The sequence below is a fragment of the Proteus sp. G3927 genome, from assembly GCF_963894685.1.
GTDB lineage: Bacteria > Pseudomonadota > Gammaproteobacteria > Enterobacterales > Enterobacteriaceae > Proteus > Proteus mirabilis.
The window spans coordinates 40,266-65,059 of sequence record NZ_CAWQGX010000028.1; the positions used below are offsets into that span (position 1 = coordinate 40,266).

A 24,794-nucleotide genomic window follows, 5' to 3' on the forward strand; every position below is an offset into this window, starting at 1 on the left:
TTAACTATCAAGCATGAATAATATCCACAGCATAACAATATTAACTCTACAATAAAGATCTAAAAACTCTCCACACAAGGCTTTTGAGTAGATAGGGTATTAGCGAGTTAAATTGAACTACGACAAAAGCGGTATACGATTAGTGGGTAGGTAATCTTTATGTAACGCTATCCTGATTTCCATTATAAATATCATTGTTTCAGATCATATACAAGTTTTTTTCGCGTTGTCACTAATTGGCTGACTTGATTTAGCACAGATAGATCTTCCAATACCGCACTGACAGGCAAATACCACCAGTTGTTTTGCGCAAAATGCTGGCATTTAACTGCGTCTTTTTCTGTCATAATCAGCGACTCTTGGTGAGGCGTCAGTATTTGTAACTCTTGTAGGGTATATTCACTATGATCATTAAAGGCTTTAGTCGCAATTAGCCTAACCCCTTTATCTTGCAAGGAATTAAAGAAACGAGGAGGATGACCAATCCCTGCCATAGCAACTGCATTACCCAACTCAGTAATGGCTTTTTTCTCACCTGTCTTTAGATTTACCGCGATTTCTCCCTCTAAACTCATCGCTATTTCATTCGCTTGACAATCACCACCATTGACAATAACCGCATTAACAGAATCAAGACGATGAGCGCGCTCTCTCATCGGCCCTGCGGGCAACCACCAGCCATTACCAAAACGCCGTTGTCCATCAATAACAACGATTTCATAATCTCGCTGTAGGGCATAATGCTGTAATCCATCATCAGTAATAATAATATCAAGATCATATTGCGCTAATAGCGCTTTGACTGCATCACTGCGAGAAGGTGCAACGGCAACAGGTACGCCAGTGCGATGATAAATTAAAACCGGTTCATCTCCTGCAACGGCCGGCTGTGTTTCTGGCGACAATAATAAAGGATATTGGTCTGATTTCCCGCCATAACCACGAGAAACAACCGCAGGTTTAAAGCCTTGTGCTTTTAATTGCTCAACAAGCCAAATCACCACTGGTGTTTTACCATTACCTCCCGCCGTTAAGTTACCTACCACAACAACAGGTACGGGGGATTTCCATGAGGATAACCAGCCTTGTTTATAGGCAAAACGCCTAAAAAGGCTGATCGCCCCATAGAGCCATGAAAAAGGCAATAAAAGAAGGTAACACCACGATTTACCAGACCAAATCCGCTCAATCATTTGCCAAATTGCATCCTGTGTAGCTGAGCATAAACGCCTTTTCGCTCAATTAAATCAAGATGAGCACCACGTTCAACAATTTCCCCATCTTCAATCACTAAAATTTCATCTGCTTTTTCAATGGTTGATAGACGGTGAGCAATCACTAATGATGTTCTATTTTTTTGCAGTTCATCAAGTGCGGCTTGAATTGCCCGCTCTGACTCAGTATCTAATGCTGAAGTTGCCTCATCTAAAATAAGAATAGGCGCATCACGCAATAGTGCCCTTGCAATGGCAATACGTTGACGCTGACCACCTGATAACAACACGCCATTTTCACCAATTTCAGTATCGAGACCATTATCTAATTTTTGGATAAAGTCCATAGCATGAGCCATTTTAGCCGCTTTCTCGATATCCTCACGGGTATATTGGTCTTCACAAGCATAAACAATATTGTTTGCTACCGTTTCATTAAACAGATGCACATTTTGTGAAACTAACGCAACCTGATTACGTAGTGATCTTAATGTGTAATCACGAATATCGTGACCATTGATCAAAATCTCCCCTTCGTTAACGTCATAAAAACGAGTGAGGAGGTTTGCAATAGTAGATTTACCTGAGCCTGAACGCCCTACTAGTGCCACTGTTTTCCCTTCAGGAATAGTGAAGGACAGATTTTTCAAAGCAGGTGTATCTTTGGTGATATATTGGAAAGTGACATTACGGAACTCAATATCACCTGTTGGTTTTTTCAGCTCAAGGGTGCCGGTATCTTTCTCTTGTTCCATATCAAGGATAGCAAATAATGTTTGGCAAGCAGCCATGCCTCGTTGGAATTGAGCATTAACGTTAGTTAATGATTTTAATGGGCGCATTAAAGCGACCATTGAAGAGAAGACCACCGTAATTGTCCCTGCAGTCAGGGTATCCATAATCTCAGGAAAACTGGCTGCATATAAAACAAAGGCTAAAGCAAAAGAAGCAATAAGCTGGATAATGGGATCTGATATAGAAGATGCCACCACCATACGCATACCTTGGCGACGAATATGGTTACTAACATGATTAAAGCGCTTATTCTCAACTTCTTGACCATTAAAAATTAAGACTTCTTTATGGCCTTTAAGCATTTGTTCAGCACTTGTTGTCACCTGCCCCATACTATTTTGGATACGCTTACTGATGGTTCTAAAGCGTGTTGATACCATTCTGATCACCACCGCCACAATAGGTGCGATCACAATCAAGATAAGTGATAACTGCCAGCTATAGTAGAACATCAAGCCAAATAAGCCGATGATATAAGCCCCTTCACGGACAACAGTGATCAAAGCCCCTGATGAAGATGAAGCGACCTGTTCTGAATCATAGGTAATACGTGATAATAACGTACCTGTAGATTGCTGATCAAAAAAGCTCACCGGCATTCCCATAATATGAGAAAACAGCCGACGGCGCATATTCATCACGACTTTTCCTGATACCCAAGAAAGGCAGTAACTAGAAATAAAGTTAGATATACCACGCAGAACTATCAGGCCAATAACGGCTAAAGGCATCCATTTTAATACATCATTACTTGCTTTACCGAAGCCTTCATCAAGCAGAGGTTTCAATAAAGAGATCATAAATGCATCAACACCCGCATTTATGATTAATGCGCCTGCTGCAGCAAACAACCCCGCTTTAAAGATCCGAATCATCGGCCATAAGCGTCGGAATGTTTGCCACGTTGATAGGTCTATATCATTCATATATATTACCAAACTTTTAATAAATAGCGGGCTATTCTACTCGGGAAACGTCAAAACACCAAACCACTGATGATACCAACGAGGTAAAATATCTCTTCTATAGGTGACTACATCAATCTTTCCGTGTTTAAACTCGATAGAAATTTGCCCATTTATCGATGTTGTTAGCCAATCAATGGCCTCTTTTTTATAACGGTTATGTACTTTATCAGAAGGTAAACGCCAAGGGCTATAACGTGCAGCAGAAACTAGTGCATATTTTGGTGATATTGCTTGAATAAACGCCAATGTGGATGATGTTTGGCTACCATGATGAGGAACTTGTAAAATATCCGCTTTTAAATAGGCTTTTTTCCTTCTCAGTAGTTGCGCTTCCCCCTCTTTTTCCAGATCGCCTGTTAATAAAATAACACTGTTACCATCCGTTAATGAAATCACACAAGAATCATTATTTTTAGGTGAGCGAGATAATGTCAGCGGCCAGAGCGCGTTGAAAGTAAGGTCTTTCCATTGCCATACTCCCCCTTGTAAACACGGTAAATGTTGGGGATTGTCAAAGCTACTACGGATAGTTAACTTGGGATAAGCACGTAATAAGTCGTAAATACCACCGGTATGATCAAGGTGATCATGGCTAATTATCATGGCAACAGGCTGTAATCGATGATGCGTTAGATAGGGAATAATGACATTTTTAGCAATAGTGCCACCACTTTTCCAGCGTATCCCTGTGTCATAGATAACCGCTTCTCCCTCTTTTTCAAGAATAATAGCTAAACCATGTCCAACATCTAACATGGTTATTCGCCAATCATAACGTTTAGAGAAAAACAGTTCACAATATAAAAAAGTAGCAATAGTGATCAAAATAATCACATGATGACGCCACCAGCTCATTTTAATAACTAAAAGAGTTATAATACCGCTTAATGCAAATAACCAAGGGACAGCGCCACAGGGTTGCCAATACGCAAGAAAATAAGGCGCACAGAAAAATGCCCAATTGATAGACTGATCAACCCATGACCAAATAATAGGTTGTAGAACAGGTAAAAAGGCAGTAAATAGCCCACACATAATAAGTGGTACGGTAATAAACGAAATAATAGGCACAGCCCATAAATTAACAAGCAAGCTAAAAAGATTACCACCACCAAATAAGTAGTATTGAAAGGGTAATAAGATGATCAATAGTCCTAGTTGCAAATGAATGAGTCTAATAACAAACCAACGTTTTTGCTGGCTAAATCTTTTATTTAATGGATAGAGCCAATACCAAACAATGATGGCAAATACCGCAGAAAAGGATAACCAAAAACTAGCGGATAATATGGCGAGCGGATCAAGCAATAAAATCACTGCTGCACTCCAAATCGCCCACTGCCAAGGTAAAAAAAGCCCACTACGCCAATGGAGTAAAACCCAAATAGTTAGGCCTATTATCGCTCTTGTTGCGGGGATCCCCCATCCTGATAAAGCCGCATAAAAAACACCACAACCTAAACTAATAACCAAAGGAAATTGTGGGTTAATCCATTGCGTTGGGAAAAGATATTGTACTCCTCTCGCTATCAGCCAACCAAACAGAGCAGCAAGGCCAATATGCAGCCCTGAAATCACAATGAGGTGCGAAATACCTGTTTTCATATAAAGTATTTTATTTTTGGCAGAAATACCTCGTTTATCACCTAACACTAATGCTGTGATTTCACCACTATTTTTTGTGGCTTGCCAATAAGATGAAAGATAGTGAATAAATTGAGTATAAATAGGAAGGTGAGAATTCGTTAATGTGGCTGATAATATTTTTCCTGACAATGTTTCTCTTACTGAAACTGCATATTTTTGGCTATCAAATCCTCCCTCATTTAAATAACCATGTACTGCACGAAAGTGAATTTTAAACAGCCATGTTTGCCCGACTACGACATTTTTAGGCGGATGACGCCAATATATATTGGCATAGAGCTTAGCAGAAAAGAGATGCTGTTTAGGAATAGCAACTTTAATCATTATATTGCTATCCGGCAAGCGACGATATTCTAGAATTGCGCTTTCTATTGTGGCAATGGTGTCAGCAAGTTGAGAGGTTTTAGCCATTAAAGAAGAGGCAGTACTGTTTGCATAGCACCAAAAACAGAGTAATAGCAACAAAAAACGTAAGTATGAAAAAGGAATTAAATATAACAATATCCCTACGATAATCAGTGTATAACTCAGGGATAAACTCAGTGTTTCACGTTGAATAAGTAAAGGTAAGCAACTTAATATAATGATAACGGCAAGATAATCTATATTAAGAGGTTTTAGCCCTAGCATTGTAATATATTTAGCATAAAGATAATGCCATTTTATTAATACTATTTTATTTCTATAAATATATTTTATCTTGGCTAATAAAATCATATTCTACATCCATATAATTAATTTTTCCTTGTAATATCATGCTGTTAAATTGTTACTTAAGATAGTTAAAATCGTATTTTTTTCGAACTCTCTTTTAATAAAAACTTTCGTTTTAAGCGCATACACTATTTTTTGCGAAGTTGTTCTAAAAAGTGATGGAATAACGGCAAATATCAAAATTAACTCAAGCCAAATAGATAAAGATCACGTAAGGTAAGCCCAATGTCTTACAACAATCGCTAATAAAGAGAATATAGAGAAGTGATAAAGAATATAGAGAAGTGATAAAGAATATAGAGAATAGAGAATAGAGAATAGAGAATAGAGAATAGAGAATAGTAGAACGTAACTTAATACCAACCGATAACCCAATAAAAAACGGCACCGAAGTACCGTTTTTGAAAAAGTTTACTAACTTTATGCCTATTTGATAGGAAACTATTATTCCGTATAAATATTTACACGGTCACGTAACTCTTTACCTGGCTTAAAGTGTGGAACGTATTTACCTTCCAGCTCTACCTTATCACCAGTTTTCGGGTTACGACCCGTACGCGGCGCACGGTAGTGTAGAGAAAAACTGCCGAATCCGCGGACTTCGATACGCTCACCATCAGCCAAAGTATCAGCCATATGATCAAGCATTTCTTTTACAGCTTCTTCAACCGTCTTAGCCGAAAGATGAGATTGTAGGCCTGCAAGTCTCTCGATTAACTCAGACTTGGTCATATTACCTCCCTAGACTACCGATAAATAGGCAACGACTCTCGTTGCCTTCCGTTAATAACTTAAATTATTCGCCTTTAGCTGCTTTGAAAGCTTCAGCCATAGCGTTGTTTGAAAAACCAGCTTCTTCTTTGTTGTTTACAGAAGCGATAGCGTCTTTCTCATCTGCTTCGTCTTTAGCACGAACAGACAGGTTGATAACGCGGTTTTTACGGTCAACACCAGTGTATTTAGCTTCTACAGCATCGCCAACATTCAGAACCAGAGTTGCATCTTCAACGCGGTCACGTGAAGCTTCTGAAGCACGTAGGTAACCTTCAACGCCGTCAGCTAATTCTACAGTTGCGCCTTTAGCATCAACAGCAGTTACTTTACCAGAAACAATAGCACCTTTTTTGTGAGCAGACAGGTAATTATTGAATGGATCTTCTGATAATTGTTTAACGCCCAGAGAGATACGCTCACGCTCAGCGTCAACTTGCAGTACTACTGCAGCGATTTCGTCGCCTTTTTTGTACTCACGAACAGCTTCTTCACCTGCAACATTCCAAGAAATGTCAGATAAGTGAACCAGACCGTCAATACCACCGTCTAAGCCGATGAAGATACCGAAGTCAGTGATAGACTTGATTTTACCTTCAACACGGTCGTTTTTGTTGTGAGTTTCTGCGAATTGCTGCCATGGATTTGCTTTACACTGTTTCAGACCCAGTGAAATACGACGACGTTCTTCATCGATGTCAAGAACCATAACTTCAACAACATCACCAACGTTAACAACTTTAGATGGGTGAATGTTTTTGTTAGTCCAATCCATTTCAGAAACGTGTACCAGACCTTCAACGCCTTCTTCGATTTCTACGAAGCAACCATAGTCAGTCAGGTTAGTTACACGACCAGTCAGTTTAGTACCTTCTGGATAACGTTTAGCGATAGCTACCCATGGATCTTCGCCCAGTTGTTTCAGACCTAATGATACGCGAGTACGCTCACGGTCGAATTTCAGGACTTTAACAGTGATTTCGTCGCCAACATTGACAATTTCGCTTGGGTGTTTAACACGTTTCCAAGCCATATCAGTGATGTGCAGTAAGCCGTCAACACCGCCCAGATCAACGAATGCACCGTAGTCAGTAAGGTTCTTAACGATACCTTTAACTTCCATGCCTTCTTGCAGGTTTTCTAACAGTTGATCACGTTCTGCGCTGTTCTCAGATTCGATAACCGCACGACGAGACACAACAACGTTGTTACGTTTTTGGTCTAATTTGATGACTTTGAACTCAAGCTCTTTGTTTTCCAGATGAGTTGTATCGCGAACTGGGCGAACGTCTACCAGTGAACCCGGTAAGAACGCACGAATGCCGTTCAGTTCAACAGTGAAACCACCTTTAACTTTACCGTTGATGATACCAACAACAGTTTCGTTTTCTTCGTAAGCTTTTTCCAGCATCAGCCACGCTTCGTGACGTTTAGCTTTCTCACGAGACAGAACGGTTTCACCGAAGCCATCTTCAACCGCGTCCAGAGCAACGTCAATTTCGTCACCCACTTGGATTTCTAATTCGCCTTGCGCGTTTTTGAATTGTTCTACAGGAATCGCAGATTCTGATTTCAGACCTGCATCAACCAGAACAACGTCTTTATCGATAGCAACAACAACGCCACGAACGATTGCACCTGGACGAGTTTCGATTGTTTTTAGGGATTCTTCAAAGAGTTGAGCAAAAGATTCTGTCATGTTAATGATCTTCAAGTAAATTTAATTAACGTCCATTTAGCATCCGGCCGAATGGGGTTGTTTCACATACCTCGTTACATCCTTTGTGACAAGGTCATCGGGCATTATTGTGTATTCATTAACACGTCAACCCGATTTTAATAATTACCTAGTATAAACGAAATAAAAACGAATTACGCTGTTAATTGCAGATTTTTTTCGCATAAGCTAACGATTTTTCAATAACTTCATCAATAGATAAGCTTGTTGAATCGAGAATTAATGCATCTTTTGCCGCAACCAAAGGCGCTACTGCGCGATTTCTATCACGATAATCACGCTCTTTTATCTCGGATAAAAGGCGTTCAAAGTTAACATTAAAGCCTTTCTCCTGCAACTGTAACATGCGACGACGTGCACGCTCTTGCGCACTGGCATCAAGAAATATTTTTACTTGCGCATCAGGAAAAACGATTGTGCCCATATCTCGGCCATCAGCAATTAATCCCGGTGCAGTACGAAATGCACGCTGACGGCGTAATAATGCTTCTCTTACGCGAGGAAACGTTGCTGCTTGTGACGCTGTGTTGCCAACGGTTTCAGTACGAATTTCGGTTGAAACATCTTCACCTTCAAGAATAACACTTAATCCATTTTCATTAGGAATAAAGCGCACATCCAAATTCGCCGCTAAAGGCACTAATGCATCTTCTGATGTAATGTCCACATGATGATGTAATGCTGCTAATGCTAATACACGGTAAATAGCACCGGAATCAAGTAAATGCCAACCAAAGGCTTTTGCTAATGCTTGACACAATGTTCCTTTACCTGCTCCGCTAGGCCCATCAACAGTAATTACAGGGACGATAACCGCCATGAGTTTCTCCTTTTCATGGGCACTGTTTTTCTATATTTACTGCCGTGAACCTATGGCGTTCTACAACATAAGCTCTAAACAGAGAAAAACAGTATTAATATATTGCGCGTCATTATACGCATACTATGTAGAGGAGGAAACAAGCAGTTAAAAACAAGCAGTGCTTTTTAAAGATAATTTTTTATTAATCTACTTATTTATAGAATAAAAACACGCTTAAATTAAGAAAATCGATAGTATCGTACTAGAGAAAAGCCAATACTATCGATTTAATTGATGCTATTTTAATTAAACTTTTGCATGAGAAATACTTGCTAGTTTTTCAAAATAGTCAGGGAATGTTTTTGCCGTACAGCCAGGATCAAGAATAGTAATCGGCGTGTTAGACAATGCCACCAGTGAAAAACACATAGCTATCCGGTGATCATTATAGGTTTTTATTTCAGCCGTCGTTAACTGTTTAGGCGGTATCACAGTTAAGTAGTCGCGACCTTCATCAACCATCGCACCAACTTTACGTAATTCTGTCGCCATGGCAGATAGACGGTCGGTTTCTTTTACCCGCCAGTTATAAATATTACGGATAGTCGTTTCACCCTCAGCAAAAAGCGCTGTCGTAGCAATCGTCATTGCCGCATCAGGAATAGTATTCATATCCATATCTATCCCTTTTAACTTGCCACGTTCACACTCTATATAATCGTCACCCCAACGTATTGTAGCCCCCATTTTTTCAAGCACAGACGCAAAATGGATATCACCTTGCAAGCTATTTTTACCAATGCCGGTTACTCGCACGATCCCTCCTTTAATGGCGGCTGCCGCCAAAAAATAAGAGGCAGAAGATGCATCGCCTTCAACCAAATATTTACCCGGAGATTGATATTGTTGACCACCTTTAATCATAAAACGCTGATAGTTTTGATTTTCAATTTCTCCACCAAAAGTGTTAATCAAGGCTAACGTGATATCAATATAAGGTTTAGAGACTAATTCACCTTTAATGGTAATAGTGGTATCTTGCTGAGCTAAAGGCGCCATCATTAGTAATGCGGTCAGAAATTGGCTGGAAACGGAGCCATCAACATCAACGCTTCCCCCCGAAAATCCCCCACAAACACGTAGCGGCGGATAATCCGTTTGTTCAAGATAATCAATCTTTGCCCCCCCTTGACGTAACGCATCCACTAAATGACCAATAGGACGCTCTTTCATGCGAGGCTCACCCGTAAGAACAATATCGTGCTCTCCGAGGCTTAAAGCTGCCGCCAATGGGCGCATCGCTGTTCCTGCATTGCCTAAAAAGAGTTCAAGTGGCTGCTGGGGATGAAAAGAACCTGCTAACCCTTCAATATCACATACCGTATTATTATTTGATAATTGATATTGTACCCCTAAGGCAGTTAATGCATTGAGCATATGACGAATATCATCACTATCTAATAAATTAGTTAAACGCGTTTTTCCCTTGGCTAAAGCTGCCAATAAAAGTGCACGGTTAGAGACACTTTTTGAACCGGGTAAATTGATAGTGCCTTCAATATGTACGATGGGTTGTAATGTCAACGATTCCATAAACAGGTAAAAGCTCCGCTAGATAAGTCAAAATAGGTAGAGACGCTGTGTAATAATGTCAAATAGTATGATTATCGTAATTAATATTTATCTATTTGCCATATTGGCACAGAGATAACAGTTATTGGCTCTCTGTGCTTTAATTATCAGAAAACCTGCCAATAAGGCAGGTTTTGCAGCAGTGAAAAGGTAACCATTAAGCGTGGCGACGCTCAAAATCAGCCATAAAATCAACTAATGCTTGTACACCAGCAAAAGGCATTGCGTTATAAATAGATGCACGCATACCACCTGAAACACGGTGCCCTTTCAGCGCAACTAATCCTTGCTCTTCAGCTTCTTTTAAGAAAACCGCATCTAAAGCAGGAGAAGACATTTGGAAAGGTACGTTCATCAAAGAGCGGTTTTCTGTGGCAATACGGTTAATATAGAAATCACTGTTATCAATCGCACTATAAAGCAGTGTCGCTTTCTCATAATTGCGTTTTGCTATCTCTTGCAAGCCACCTTGCTCTTTTAACCATTTAAACACCATGCCTGATAAGTACCAAGCAAAAGTCGGCGGTGTATTAAACATGGAGTCATTTTCAGCCAGTACTGTGTAATCAAATACTGAAGGGGTTTCTTTACGTGCTTTACCCAGTAAATCTTCGCGAATAATTACCAGTGTTAACCCCGCAGGACCAATATTTTTTTGTGCTCCAGCGTAAATCATGCCAAAACGGCTAACATCAAGTGGCTGAGATAAAATAGCGGAAGAGTAGTCGGCAATAACAATTTTTTTATCATCAAAATCCGGCTCTTCGTGGATAGCAATCCCATCGATAGTCTCATTTGGGCAATAATGCACATAGGCTGCATTATCACTTAATTGCCACTCTTTCATTGGCTTAACCGCGATTTTACCGTCAATTTCTGTTTTTATTTTAATGATATTAGGTGAACAATATTTTTCCGCTTCATCGGCAGCACTTTTAGCCCAATATCCTCCATCGATATAATCAGCGGTGGTTTTCTCACCTAATAAATTAAGCGGTAATGCCGCAAAATGACCACGAGCGCCACCATGACAGAACAGAATTTTATAATTTTCTGGTACATTGAGTAGATCCCGTAGATCTTGCTCTGCCTGGTGGGCAACCTCCAAAAATTCTTTACTGCGGTGGCTGATCTCCATAACAGAACGCCCTAATCCGTGCCAGTTGCATAATTCTAATTCTGCACGACGAAGAACTTCTGCCGGTAACATGGCCGGACCTGCACTAAAGTTATATACCTGACTCATTCAAATTCACCCTATCTGAATATGTTTTGACAAAACGACCTCTATCGGTTGTATCATTCTCCTCTAATTGGCGCAATGACTTTTGTAAACTTACGTATTATGTGTAGCACACAAAAATAATCGTTAGGAGTATTTTATGTCGGGGAGTCAGTATAAAAAGGAAGATGCGAGCTGGGGAATGCTACTTAAAGGACGAAATAGTCTAAAATCACTCGCTTTAGCAGGGGGAGTGGCATTACATGCTATTAATGTCTATATCACCATTACCACCCTACCTTCTATTGTTCGTGATATCGGTGGGCTTAATTTATATGCATGGAATACCACCGTTTTTATTTTGGCATCCATTCTCTCTTCGGCGTTGACTTCTCGTTTATTAATTTTACTCGCGCCACGTAATAGCTACTTATTTGCCACACTCTGCTTTTTAGCAGGCTCTATTATCTGTGCTACCGCCCCTTCAATGCCAATCTTGTTGGTTGGCCGATTTATTCAAGGTGCGGGGGGCGGAATGTTACTGGCTTTAGCTTATTCATTGGTCAGGGTGATGTTTCCGCAACCATTATGGTCTCGAGCTATGGCGTTAATGTCCAGTATGTGGGGAATATCAACGTTGCTGGGTCCCGCATTAGGAGGAATATTTGCAGAATATAATATTTGGCGGGGTGCTTTTTGGTCTATTCTTTGTGTAGGCATTCCTTATGCTATTCTACTGTTTACTATCCTTCCTAAGGAAAACAGTGCTGATATTGCTAACAAAAAAACATCACTTCCCTACCTACAACTTACCTTATTAATATTAGCAGTGTTATCTATCTCAATCGGTAGCTTGTATCACGTTACGCTATATCATATTTTATCTTTTCTATTAGCAATTATTTTTATCTTATTATTAATTTATATCGATAAGAGATCTCATGATGGGCTTTTTCCTAAAGGAACATTCTCTTTTTCAGCCCCACTATCCCCTATTTATCTGACTATGGCATTGCTAGGAATAAGTGTTCAGACAGAAGTGTTTGTGCCCTATTTTTTACAAATGATCCATGGTATTACTCCGTTACTTTCCGGTTATTTAGCTGCTTTAGTCGGTGCTGGTTGGTCTTTTTCGGCTATTATCTCTTCATCTCAACCAAGCGGTATTGCTCAGCGTCTTATGCGTATCGGCCCTGCCATTAACTTTACTGCCATAATTGTTCTTGGCTTATTAATTTCAAATTATCTCCTTTTACCTTATGGGCAAGTGATTATTATTTGTCTAGCCCTCTTTTTTACAGGTGCAGGAATTGGCATGGCTTGGCCTCATTATCTCACTCGTGTATTACAGGTTTCTCAAGGGGAAGAAGCGCAAAAAGCGGCGACGTCAATCACCACTATTCAGCTATTTTCAACCGCTGTAGGTGCTGCCATTTCAGGTACTGTTGTAAATATAGCAGGATTAACCAACCCCGGAGGTATTGCTGGCGCACAAAATGCAGCCCATTGGTTATTTATTGTATTTTCTATTACCCCACTGATTGCATTTATTACTGCAAAAATAGTTGTTTCCAATATAAGAAAACATTAATAACATATAACCCAAAAGGCTATTAAAAAAATAGCCTTTTTATTTTTTATAAATAAACGCCTTTTAAACCTGACTATCTTTATTTATGTTTTTAATATCGTTAAATTAGCCCTAAATAATATACAAGGGTAAACATATGAAATTAAGAAATGCAATAATAATTGGCGTAATATACACACCATCAATATGCCAGGCCGTAGAACAAACTAGCTATAAATATATTTCTATTAATCAAGACTCTTCAACAATAGTTAAACCTAATGAAATTAATCCTAAACAAGCAGAAATATTAATAGCACCAAAAAATCCCAAAGGCATTTCTCATAATAAATATGATACATTTGATGTAACTGATGCTGGCATTATTTTAAATAATAAAGAGGTTGCCGCTGAGACTATTATTAATGAAGTGGTTAATGGAGCAACGTCATTCTTAGCGGGGAATATCGCGGTAGCTGGCAATGCAGCTCATGTTGTTATAGCCAACCCAAATGGTATTGAATGCCATAATTGTAGTTTTTCGAATACATTACAAGAAACGTTAACAACAGGGAAACCTGTTATCAATAATAATAATGATGAATTAATCGGCTACCGCTTAGAAAAAGCTATCGCTCCCATACATAAAGGATATAGGGGTGGAAAATCAATTGAACATATTGGAAAAATTGTATTCAGTAATAAAAATGACCGTAGTTCTAGTCATTCTTTTAATAAACTTAATATCATATCTAATAACATTAAGTTAGAAAACGGCTTTATATCCTCTAAAGGAGATATAAATATTTATTCAGGTAAAAGAGATATAATAATTAAAGAAGGTGAAAGTATCTTAAAACAAGAATACGCCATGCGCTCACATATAAAAAGAAATAATTTCCCCAATCAGATAATATTAGGTGATAAAAATGGTGATCCTAAAAAACAAGGTTTAATCTCTTCTAAAAATATCATTATCAATGCTTCTGATACTACTATTTATAATTATGGTAGTTTAGAAAGTAGTAACCGTAGTAAAAATGCCATACAACTTAATCTAAATAAAACAACATTTAATAACCATGGATATATTCTCGCCAGAGGCGGATATTTAGATCTGCAAAATAAGTCTTTCTTCTATAATATGGAAAGTGGAACTATTGGCATGCAATATTGGCTTAATACTGGTAAAAATAACAATAACTATAGCGAGACATACATAGGGTTAATACCCAAAAATACTATTAGCCAAATGAAAAACTTAACTTTAGATATTAGTGAGGATAGCCAACTGATAAATAATGGTGTTATCAACACTGAACGATTATACACTCGCGATAAAAATATGAATAATATTCAAAACAATAGAGAAGATATCAAAATTTATACTAAATTACGCAAAATTAAATAATATTTAACAAAGAAAACCATCTGCTATGCATCAGCGGATGGTTTTCTGATTTAACTAAAAAACAAAAAAACTAATCAATATTTTTCAAAGTTTTCTTGGATCGTGGCGGGATCTTGTGTTTCTGTCAAAGATAACTGTAATAACACTCTTGCTTTCTGTGGATTTAAACGTTCTGAAGCAATAAAGCCATATTTTGCATCATCTACTTCACCATTTTGTGTGGTAAATCCAACCGGAACACGACTTGAACGAACCACAACAACACCTTTTTTTACACCATCTGCTAAAGTATTTAAGATGTCAGAATACAAGTTACCATTGCCGACACCTGCACTAACAATACCTTTAAAGTGGTTATCTATAAACGCCTTCGCCGGTAAATCAGATGCATTAGCATAGTTATAAACAATACCTACTTTTGGTAATTCGGTTAATTTGCTGACATCAAAGGCAACTTTCTCAGCGCGTGGTGTTGCAGCAGTGTAATAGTGTACTTTACCATCATGAACATAACCTTGTGCACCCGCATTAATCGACTGGAATGCTTGCACTTCTGTCGTATTCATTTTGACAACATCTTTACCACTGATCACCGAATTATTCATGGTAACTAATACACCACGATTTTCAGATGCTTTATCACTCGCCACCACCACGGCATTATAGAGGTTTAATGGACCATCAGCACCTAATGCTGTTGCTGGGCGCATAGCCCCTACCATCACCACCGGTTTTTTACATGCTGTGGTTAAGTCAAGAAAATAGGCGGTCTCTTCCATCGTATCTGTACCATGGGTTATCACAAAGCCGTCTGTTTTATCACAATCCGTATTAATTTTATTCGCCAGTTTTAACCACACTTGGTCGTTCATATCTTGCGAACCAATATTAACCACTTGCTCGCCTGTTAAGTTAGCCACTTTTTTTGCCTCAGGTACGGCATTAATCAATGTATCAATGCCTAATTTTCCTGCTGTGTAGCTTGAAGAAGTGGCAGAGTCTCCACCCCCTGCGATAGTTCCCCCAGTTGCGAGGATTGTCACATTAGGTAAAGCAAAAACGGTACCACTAATTACGGTTAATAAGCTGGCTAGCAATGTTTTTCTTATCATTTTTTAATCCTTATGAGTCTATAAAATCGCGTCCAATTATGATGATTTATTATCAGTAATTCCGTGATAAATAGAACGAATTTATCAAAAGAACTAATATATTAGTGCATTAATGATAAGGAATGTTATTTAAAATCAACCGACACGAGAAATAATTAGTGCATTAGCGACGATTTCAGTATCATGTGCCCCTAACTATCACTCGTAAAATATTGATGAAACCTGCCATGTCACAAACATTTATTCCCGGCAAAGATGCCGCACTGGAAGACTCTATCGCTAGCTTTCAGCAAAAATTAACTCAGTTAGGTTTTAACATTGAAGAAGCTTCATGGTTAAATCCTGTTCCTAACGTTTGGTCTGTTCATATTCGTGATAAAGATTGTCCGTTATGTTTTACTAACGGCAAAGGTGCTACTAAAAAAGCAGCATTGGCTTCAGCATTAGGCGAATATTTTGAACGTCTCTCAACCAATTATTTCTTTTCTGATTTCTGGCTAGGTGCTGATATTGCAGAAGGTGAGTTTGTTCATTACCCAAATGAAAAATGGTTTCCACTGACAGATGATGATGCTGTACCTGAAGGCTTATTAGATGCACGTTTACGTCAATTTTACGATCCTGAAGGTGAGCTATGTGGCAGTGAACTGGTTGATTTACAATCAAGTAATTCAGAACGTGGTATTTGTGCCTTACCGTTTATTCGCCAATCAGATAAAACACCTGTATATATACCTGTTAATATCATTGCAAATCTTTATGCATCTAATGGTATGTCAGCAGGAAATACGCAAAATGAAGCTCGAGTGCAAGGGCTTTCTGAAGTGTTTGAACGCTATGTCAAAAATAGAATTATCAGCGAAAGAATTAGCTTGCCTAAAATCCCCCATGAAGTTTTAGCTCGTTATCCTGCTGTTATTGAAGCTATTACGACATTAGAAAAAGAAGGCTTCCCTATTTTTAGTTTTGATGCTTCTTTAGGGGGACAATTCCCCGTTATTTGCGTCGTGCTGTTTAACCCACAAAATGGGACTTGTTTCGCTTCTTTTGGTGCTCATCCCGATTTTGGTGTGGCATTAGAGCGTACTGTTACTGAGTTATTGCAAGGCCGTAGCCTTAAAGATCTCGATGTTTTCAATCCACCGAGTTTTGATGATGAAGAAGTCGGTGATCACACTAATCTTGAAACCCACTTTATCGACTCTAGTGGTTTAATTAGTTGGGATCTGTTTAAAAAAGATGCAGACTATCCATTTGTTGATTGGGATTTCAGTGGTTCAACCGAAGAAGAATTCCACACATTAATGTCACTGTGCCAGCAATGTGATGCAGAAGTGTATATTATGGATTATAACCATTTAGGGGTTTATGCTTGCCGTATTTTAGTCCCTGGCTTATCCGATATTTATCCTGCTGAAGATCTGCAACTAGCCAATAACATTATGGGTGTCCATTGGCGTGACACCATTCTTTCTTTACCAACAAGTCATGGCACAAAAGAAGAGTACCTCTCACTTATTGGCCAATTTGATGAAGATGGCTTAGATGACTTTACTCGTATCAGAGAAATGATTGGTATTGCACCGGGTAAAGATAATGGTTGGAGTCATTTACGTGTAGGTGAATTAAAATCAATGTTAGCACTCGCTGGTGGCGATTTAGAACAAGCATTAGTTTGGGTTGAGTGGACACAAGATTTTAACGCATCATTATTTACACCAGCGCGTCAAAATTATTATCGTTGCCTGCATAATCTTTTACTCCTACGTGAAGAGCATGAGCGTGAGCCTGCACAATATATGGAGGCTTTTTCTCGTATGTATGGCGAGGAAACACTGCAAGCTGCATTAAATGCAATTGAAGGTAAACAACCTTTTTATGGCTTGCAACCCATAGCTCCATCATTAGCGAATTTGCCTGTTCATCAATCTTTATTAGCCGCGTATGAAAAATTACAACAAGCAAAACGTCAATCGAATAAATAACATTATTTTATTTAAGGTTATTTATTAAATAATTATTTTTAACTGATTAATAATCGCTTTGTTTAAAATCAAAACACTCTACTTATTAGTAGAGTGTTTTATTATATATAAAAAAATATAACGACAATTTTGCCACCATGACAATTATGTCAAATGACAAAAGTGTCAAATATGTCAAAAGTGACGATTTTAAGTTTTAAATACGACACAAAAAGATAAGGTTAACTTTTTAATCTAAAAAAACCACAAAAATATAGTTTAAATTGCTAATTGTTTACCTAGATCTCAAAAATTTAAAAACCGTATTTTTATAATGGTTTTAAGGCTGGCGTAATCAATTAGATTACCCACAAATAAAGTAATGTTTATATTTAGCGCAAAAGTAAATGGAGCGTTAAATTTTATTTTTATCTGTTAACGCTAATAAAAATAAATAATACGTTATATTTACTTTTTACTTTGTTTATCCAGCCAGGCTAAAATTTTTTGATAAAATTTAAAAAATTTTTTCTTATTATTAATCAAATAATTATAGCTAATTTAGCCGGTTTTTACGTACTAAAATTGCGTCTCTCATAAGCGACTATGATCCATATCAACTTTAGGAGTAAGACCCTTTGCTACTATTATTGCGTGCTATAATTATTCCAACATATAAGAGAGTGTTAGTATGAAAGCTGACAGCCCTTTTAATTTATTATCACCTGCTGATATGGCAAAAGTTGCCGATGATGCATGTTGTTATAAAGCAAACAAACATATCCCAACAACTTACTTATCTGCTTTTACTGCGGGAATGTTTATTTCAATTGCGTTTGTTTTTTATATTACAGCGACTACAGGCACCGCATCTGTTCCATTTGGTCTCGCTAAACTCGTTGGAGGAATTTGTTTCTCTTTAGGCTTAATGCTCGTGGTTGTTTGTGGTGCAGACTTATTCACTTCAACTGTACTCACCATTATTCCTAAAGCGACAGGACGTATTTCTTGGGCTAAGATGTTCGCTAATTGGATAAATGTCTATATTGGTAACTTTATTGGCGCCCTGTTCTTTGTTGCCTTAATGTGGTTTGCAGGTCAATATGCAGCAGCTAATGGGTTATGGGGTCTGAATGTATTACAAACTGCACAGCATAAAGTTGAGCACACCTTTATTGAAGCTGTTTGTTTAGGTATTTTAGCTAATTTAATGGTTTGTCTTGCAGTTTGGATGAGTTATGCAGGTCGAACTTTAATTGATAAACTCTTTGCACTTATTTTACCTATCGGTATGTTTGTGGCGAGTGGCTTTGAGCACAGTATCGCTAACATGTTTCTTATTCCTTTAGGTATTGTAATTAAGAATTTTGCACCGGCAGAATTCTGGACTACAGTAGGTGCATCACCAGAACAATTTTCAAATCTAACAGTATCAAATTTCCTCGTTGATAATTTATTGCCAGTCACTATCGGTAATATTATCGGCGGAGCAGTCCTAGTCGGTCTGGTATACTGGTTAATGCATCTGCGCGGCGATAAACATTAATCCGTGCAGTTATGACTGATTTCTTAAGTTCCATTGTAAAAAGGTAGAAGTATCATGTCTGATTTAAATGAAAAATTTGCTGAAGCATGGAAAGGTTTTTCTGAAGGTGAATGGCAGAACAATGTTAATGTTCGTGACTTTATTCAAAAAAACTATACTCCATATGAAGGCGACGAATCTTTCCTAGCAGGTTCCACTAAAGCAACTGATACACTTTGGGAACAAGTTATGGAAGGCATCAAAATTGAAAACCGCACTCATGCGCCGGTTGATTTTGATACTTCTGTTGCTTCAACTATCACTTCACACGATGCGGGTTATATCGAAAAAGATTTAGAACAAATCGTCGGTTTACAGACTGATGCACCTCTAAAACGTGCAATCATCCCATTCGGTGGGATCCGTATGGTTGAAAGTTCTTGCCACGCTTATAACCGTGAGCTAGATCCAGAGCTGAAAAAAATCTTTACTGAATATCGTAAAACACACAACCAAGGTGTATTCGATGTTTATACTCCAGACATCTTAAAATGCCGTAAATCAGGTATCTTAACTGGTCTGCCAGATGCTTATGGTCGTGGCCGTATCATCGGTGACTACCGTCGTGTTGCACTGTACGGTATCGAGTTCCTACGTAAAGACAAATTCGCTCAATTCACCTCTTTACAAGAAAAACTGGAAAAAGGTGAAGATCTGGAAATGACTATCCAACTGCGTGAAGAAATCGCAGAGCAGCACGCTGCATTAGGTCAAATCCAAGAAATGGCTGCGAAATATGGTTGTGATATTTCTCGCCCAGCTCAAAATGCGAAAGAAGCAGTACAATGGACTTACTTCGGTTACTTAGCCGCTGTTAAATCTCAAAACGGCGCAGCAATGTCCTTCGGTCGTGTATCTACTTTCTTAGATATCTATATCCAACGTGATCTCGATGCAGGTCTGTTGACTGAAGAACAAGCTCAGGAATTAATTGACCACTTAGTCATGAAATTACGTATGGTTCGTTTCTTACGTACTCCTGAGTATGATGAATTATTCTCTGGTGACCCAATCTGGGCAACAGAATCATTAGGTGGTATGGGTTTAGATGGTCGTACTTTGGTAACTAAGAATACTTTCCGTTTCTTAAATACCCTGTACACCATGGGTCCTTCACCAGAACCAAACATGACTATCCTATGGTCAGAACAACTGCCTATTAATTTCAAAAAATATGCAGCTAAAGTCTCAATCGATACTTCTTCAATCCAGTACGAAAATGATGACTTAATGCGTCCTGACTTCAACAGTGATGACTATGCAATTGCATGTTGTGTTAGCCCAATGGTTGTGGGTAAACAAATGCAGTTCTTCGGTGCTCGTGCAAACTTAGCTAAAACCTTACTGTATACCATCAATGGTGGTGTGGATGAGAAACTGAAAATCCAAGTAGGTCCAAAACACGCACCTATCATGGACGAAGTATTAGACTTTGATACTGTGATGAACCGTATGGATCAATTTATGGATTGGTTAGCAACTCAGTATGTTACTGCACTGAATGTTATCCACTACATGCACGATAAATACAGCTATGAAGCAGCACTGATGGCACTTCATGACCGTGATGTATACCGTACTATGGCTTGTGGCATCGCAGGTCTATCTGTTGCGGCTGACTCACTGTCTGCTATCAAATATGCAAAAGTATCACCAATCCGTGATGAAAACGGTTTAGCCGTAGACTTCAACATTGAAGGTGAATACCCACAATTTGGTAACAACGACTCTCGTGTTGATGATATCGCTTGTGACTTAGTTGAACGTTTCATGAAGAAAATTCAGAAACTGCACACTTACCGTAACGCAGTGCCAACTCAGTCAATTCTGACCATCACTTCAAACGTTGTGTATGGTAAGAAAACAGGTAACACTCCAGACGGTCGTCGTGCTGGCGCACCATTCGGACCAGGTGCTAACCCAATGCATGGCCGTGACCAAAAAGGTGCAGTTGCTTCATTAACTTCAGTTGCTAAACTGCCATTTGCTTACGCGAAAGATGGTATTTCTTATACCTTCTCTATCGTACCTAACGCGTTAGGTAAAGATGATGATGTTCGTAAAGCAAACCTTGCAGGTCTGATGGATGGTTACTTCCATCATGAAGCGGATATCGAAGGTGGCCAACATCTGAATGTTAACGTAATGAATCGTGAAATGCTGTTAGAAGCAATGGAAGATCCTGAGAAATATCCTCAATTAACTATCCGTGTTTCTGGTTATGCAGTCCGTTTCAACTCATTAACTAAAGAGCAGCAACAAGACGTTATCACTCGTACATTCACTCAAACAATGTAATTTGATAACTCATGCATTTATTTACTGAGAAAGTAGATAAAATCGCTTAGAATAAAGGCCCCTACTTTGGGGCCTTTTTATCTAGACAGTTTTGGAGTAACCCTGTTATGTCCGTACTTGGTCGTATCCACTCATTTGAATCCTGCGGTACTGTTGACGGTCCCGGAATACGCTTTATTGTTTTCTTCCAAGGATGCCTAATGAGATGCCTCTATTGTCACAACCGTGACACATGGGATACTCATGGTGGGCAAATTGTCACAGTTGATGAATTAATGAAAGAGGCAGTGACTTATCGTCACTTTATGAATGCCTCTGGTGGTGGCGTTACTGCTTCTGGTGGTGAAGCTATCTTACAAGCAGAATTTGTACGTGATTGGTTCCGTGCTTGTAAAAAAGAAAATATCCATACCTGCTTAGATACTAACGGTTTTGTACGCCGTTATGATCCTGTCATCGATGAATTAATGGACGTGACTGATTTAGTCATGCTGGATTTAAAACAAGTGAATGATGACATTCACCAAAAATTGGTTGGTGTTTCTAACCAACGTACACTGGAATTCGCCCGCTATTTAGCTAAACGAGGCCAAAAAACCTGGATACGTTACGTGGTTGTGCCCGGTTGGTCTGATGATGATGATTCTGCTCATCGTTTAGGCGAATTTATAAAAGATATGAAAAATATCGAAAAAGTCGAGCTTCTCCCTTACCACGAATTAGGTAAACATAAATGGGTTGCTTTAGGAGAAGAGTATAAACTCGATGGTATTCATCCACCGTCAAAAGAGACGATGGAAAATGTTAAAGCAATTATTGCATCTTATGGTCATAAAGTGATGTATTAAGCTTTTATACACCCCCATTTTAAAAAGCAGTGCACAATGTACTGCTTTTTTTATGTAAAACTGCCATCAAGTTTTCCCCTCCCTGCGGCATGTTCTTTTGAGAAAGCGCCAGCCACTAAATTAAAAAATATTGTTTTCCATACCTCAAATAAAGATATTTTTAATAACGACCATTGCAGTTAATTATGACAATATAAAATTGTTACTCATTCTAATGGTCATTTAGAAGTTTCTAAGATTATCCTTAAGCATTCTTTAGTTTAATAGTATTGATTAATTACAAAATAAAAAGATATGATATGAATTATAAAAAGTTATATTTATAAACAATTAATTATTTTTAAGGCAGAGAAAAAAATGGAACAAGATAATAGTTCATCGCTTACGGAGCCACAAGAGGTGTTTACGCCAGCTCCTCTACAAAGAGGTGCTTCAGGGGCAACCGAGTGGTTAGGTATTGGCTGGGATTTAGTTAAAGAGCGCTTTTTTATGTGGGTAGGCGCTGTAATTATTTACTTTCTTGTTAACTTAATTATCTCATCTATCCTTGGATTTATCCCACTTATTGGGCCGATTATCTCCCCGTTTATTTCAGCTGTATTAGTTGCCGGGCTTATGATGATAGCCCATCAGCAATATGAGACTGGTCAGCTAAATCTGGATAATTTATTTTCTGGTTTCCAGAACAAACGCTACCTTAGCATCATGGGTGCTTATGGTATTAGTGTGCTTATTATCTTAGCAGGCTTTATTTTAGCACTATTAATCAGTGGCTCATTATTGATGGAAGTTGCTCAAGCCGCTCTTAATGATGCACCAACCTACTATATTCAAGGCTTATTGGCTGATAACCTGACACCAATTACGTTTTCTTCTATCATTATTATCATTTTTAGCTTAATCAGTACTGCCTCTTATTGGTTTGCCCCTGCCTTAATTTTAGTAAATGACTATAAAGCTATCCCTGCCGTTAAAGCCAGTTTTATGGCGGTTAAAAACAACTTATTTGGTGGCTTTCTATTCTTTGTGCTGTTAAGCATCATTATTGGCTTGAGTATTATCCCATTTGGATTAGGCTTATTTATCACTATTCCACTCTCTTTTACTGCAATGTATGGATCATATCGCCATATTTTCTATCAGAAAAATATGGGTAATATGACTAATAACCATACTGATAACAATGACAATAATGGTGATGGTGGGAATAAAGTTTCTTTAAATAAAACCGCAGAATCGAATATCGGTAAATTAGTCAGTTAAATATTTTATAATTTTGGATAACCCAAAAACAGCCACCTAATTAATGGATGGCTGTTTTTTTATTAATATAACTTAGCTGGCAAATGGGTTTTTATTATCATAAGATTGATTAAATAATACATCAGAATTTAAGTAATGATAAATTTCGTCAACGATTTCTATCCCCTCTTTTTCGCTTCTCTGCGCTGCAAGCTGACTATTTTCCCCAGGATATAATACCCGTTCAAAACCGACTGCAGGCTTAATACTATGTAGCTCAGCCATTACTTGAGAAATGTGTTTTTTAAATAAATCAGCATCAGTGAAGAAAGCAGGATTAATCACAATGTGGAGCTGGCCTAATTCACGACCTTGTGTCAAATCATGATACATAGAGCTAACATGTTTACCAAAAGGTAATCCTAATAAAATGCCAGACAATACATCAACCATCATCATCAAGCCATAGCCTTTTGGTCCCGCAATAGGTAATAAACCTTTTACTGCAAAGGGATCACAGGTTGGTTTGCCCGCTTCATCTACCGCCCATGTGTCAGGAATGGCACTATGTTTAGCTCGCGCATCGAGAATTTTACCCCATGCCTGCACCGTCGTCGCCATATCAAAGGTAATAGGTTTATCATCTGCACTCGGGGCTGAAAAAGCGATAGGATTAGTGCCATAATAAACTTCAGAGCCACCAAATGGCACTACCATAGGATCCGATTGGCAAAGTGAAATACCAATCATTCCAGATGCAGAGGCTTGTTCTACAAAGTAGGATAACGCCCCACTATGACCAATACGTCTAACCCCAACAACAGCAATGCCTTTCTCTTGTGCCATATTAATCGCGTGCTCCATGGCCTGCTTAGCAGCAACATGTCCAGCACCATTATCACCATCAAAAATCGCACTACAAGGTCCTGTCTCTTGATAAGTAAACTTAGGATGCGTATTTGTTCCTCCCTTACTAATGCGCTCAGCATAATATTCCACACGTACAGCACCATGGGAATGAATTCCTTTCACATCAGCATGAACTAATACATCGGCAACAATGTCTGCATGGTTTTCATTCAGTCCTGCATTATGTAACTTATTTTTGATTAATTGGTGTAACTGCTGTTTAGAAATTATCATACAATAGGCTCTTTAGTAGGGTTCTAAATAAATAGAAACGTCATAAGATAATTGAAATTAACTTGAGCGATAATTTTAATGTAGCAGTATAGAGATGATCTGCTGTGATCAGTTTAAC

At 38.5% G+C, this 24,794-nt stretch carries 17 protein-coding genes; 7 read left to right on the forward strand and 10 right to left on the reverse strand.

Going from position 1 to position 24,794, the window contains the following annotated elements:
• Window positions 1–191: 191 nt before the first annotated feature.
• The 8 genes from lpxK to serC form a co-directional block, all read right to left on the reverse strand.
• Window positions 192–1,193, reverse strand: a complete 1,002-nt coding sequence (lpxK, locus tag AACV00_RS11510; RefSeq protein ID WP_161680287.1) for a tetraacyldisaccharide 4'-kinase — start codon at window positions 1,191–1,193, stop codon at window positions 192–194.
• The gene (msbA, locus tag AACV00_RS11515) at window positions 1,190–2,935 is read right to left on the reverse strand and encodes a lipid A ABC transporter ATP-binding protein/permease MsbA (RefSeq protein WP_004244589.1); all 1,746 of its coding nucleotides are present in this window, start codon (window positions 2,933–2,935) and stop codon (window positions 1,190–1,192) included. The genes lpxK and msbA overlap by 4 nt, the downstream gene beginning before the upstream one ends.
• A gap of 36 nt (window positions 2,936–2,971) precedes the next feature.
• A complete protein-coding gene (locus AACV00_RS11520; RefSeq protein ID WP_087726643.1) occupies window positions 2,972–5,341 on the reverse strand; it encodes a DNA internalization-related competence protein ComEC/Rec2 in 2,370 nt (789 codons plus the stop codon).
• A 441-nt stretch (window positions 5,342–5,782) separates the two neighbouring features.
• Window positions 5,783–6,070 (reverse strand): integration host factor subunit beta, encoded by a 288-nt coding sequence (ihfB, locus tag AACV00_RS11525; RefSeq protein WP_004244587.1) that lies wholly within the window; start codon window positions 6,068–6,070, stop codon window positions 5,783–5,785.
• 64 nt (window positions 6,071–6,134) lie between these two features.
• A complete protein-coding gene (rpsA, locus tag AACV00_RS11530; RefSeq protein WP_004244586.1) occupies window positions 6,135–7,808 on the reverse strand; it encodes a 30S ribosomal protein S1 in 1,674 nt (557 codons plus the stop codon).
• A 181-nt stretch (window positions 7,809–7,989) separates the two neighbouring features.
• Window positions 7,990–8,667 carry a (d)CMP kinase gene (gene cmk, locus AACV00_RS11535; protein ID WP_004244585.1) on the reverse strand — a complete coding sequence of 226 codons (678 nt, stop codon included), beginning with the start codon at window positions 8,665–8,667 and terminating at the stop codon, window positions 7,990–7,992.
• A 288-nt stretch (window positions 8,668–8,955) separates the two neighbouring features.
• Window positions 8,956–10,242 carry a 3-phosphoshikimate 1-carboxyvinyltransferase gene (aroA, locus tag AACV00_RS11540; RefSeq protein ID WP_004244584.1) on the reverse strand — a complete coding sequence of 429 codons (1,287 nt, stop codon included), beginning with the start codon at window positions 10,240–10,242 and terminating at the stop codon, window positions 8,956–8,958.
• Window positions 10,243–10,438: 196 nt separating this feature from the next.
• Entirely contained in the window at window positions 10,439–11,527 is a 1,089-nt protein-coding gene (serC, locus tag AACV00_RS11545; RefSeq protein WP_004244582.1) for a 3-phosphoserine/phosphohydroxythreonine transaminase, read from the reverse strand.
• 136 nt (window positions 11,528–11,663) lie between these two features.
• Here serC and AACV00_RS11550 point away from each other — a divergent pair, with 136 nt between their 5' ends.
• Both AACV00_RS11550 and AACV00_RS11555 read left to right on the forward strand, forming a co-directional pair.
• Entirely contained in the window at window positions 11,664–13,094 is a 1,431-nt protein-coding gene (locus AACV00_RS11550; RefSeq protein ID WP_104459796.1) for an MFS transporter, read from the forward strand.
• 136 nt (window positions 13,095–13,230) lie between these two features.
• Entirely contained in the window at window positions 13,231–14,484 is a 1,254-nt protein-coding gene (locus AACV00_RS11555; RefSeq protein ID WP_104459797.1) for a two-partner secretion domain-containing protein, read from the forward strand.
• 74 nt (window positions 14,485–14,558) lie between these two features.
• Here AACV00_RS11555 and ansB read toward each other — a convergent pair whose 3' ends face one another.
• Entirely contained in the window at window positions 14,559–15,596 is a 1,038-nt protein-coding gene (gene ansB / locus AACV00_RS11560; RefSeq protein ID WP_104459798.1) for an L-asparaginase 2, read from the reverse strand.
• Between the two features lie 227 nt (window positions 15,597–15,823).
• Between ansB and ycaO the strand changes: the two genes are divergently transcribed.
• From ycaO to AACV00_RS11585, 5 genes are all read left to right on the forward strand, one after another.
• The gene (gene ycaO, locus AACV00_RS11565; protein WP_017827047.1) at window positions 15,824–17,581 is read left to right on the forward strand and encodes a 30S ribosomal protein S12 methylthiotransferase accessory factor YcaO; all 1,758 of its coding nucleotides are present in this window, start codon (window positions 15,824–15,826) and stop codon (window positions 17,579–17,581) included.
• Window positions 17,582–18,251: 670 nt separating this feature from the next.
• Window positions 18,252–19,106 (forward strand): formate transporter FocA, encoded by an 855-nt coding sequence (focA, locus tag AACV00_RS11570; RefSeq protein WP_004244577.1) that lies wholly within the window; start codon window positions 18,252–18,254, stop codon window positions 19,104–19,106.
• A 54-nt stretch (window positions 19,107–19,160) separates the two neighbouring features.
• Window positions 19,161–21,443 (forward strand): formate C-acetyltransferase, encoded by a 2,283-nt coding sequence (gene pflB, locus AACV00_RS11575; RefSeq protein WP_004244576.1) that lies wholly within the window; start codon window positions 19,161–19,163, stop codon window positions 21,441–21,443.
• A 107-nt stretch (window positions 21,444–21,550) separates the two neighbouring features.
• The gene (gene pflA, locus AACV00_RS11580; protein ID WP_004244575.1) at window positions 21,551–22,291 is read left to right on the forward strand and encodes a pyruvate formate lyase 1-activating protein; all 741 of its coding nucleotides are present in this window, start codon (window positions 21,551–21,553) and stop codon (window positions 22,289–22,291) included.
• A gap of 357 nt (window positions 22,292–22,648) precedes the next feature.
• On the forward strand, window positions 22,649–23,554 hold the full coding sequence (locus AACV00_RS11585; protein ID WP_104459799.1) for a BPSS1780 family membrane protein: 906 nt from the start codon (window positions 22,649–22,651) through the stop codon (window positions 23,552–23,554).
• A 72-nt stretch (window positions 23,555–23,626) separates the two neighbouring features.
• On the opposite strand, the gene allD is transcribed toward AACV00_RS11585, so the two are convergent.
• Window positions 23,627–24,676 carry an ureidoglycolate dehydrogenase gene (gene allD, locus AACV00_RS11590; protein WP_161680289.1) on the reverse strand — a complete coding sequence of 350 codons (1,050 nt, stop codon included), beginning with the start codon at window positions 24,674–24,676 and terminating at the stop codon, window positions 23,627–23,629.
• Between the last annotated feature and the right edge of the window lie 118 nt (window positions 24,677–24,794).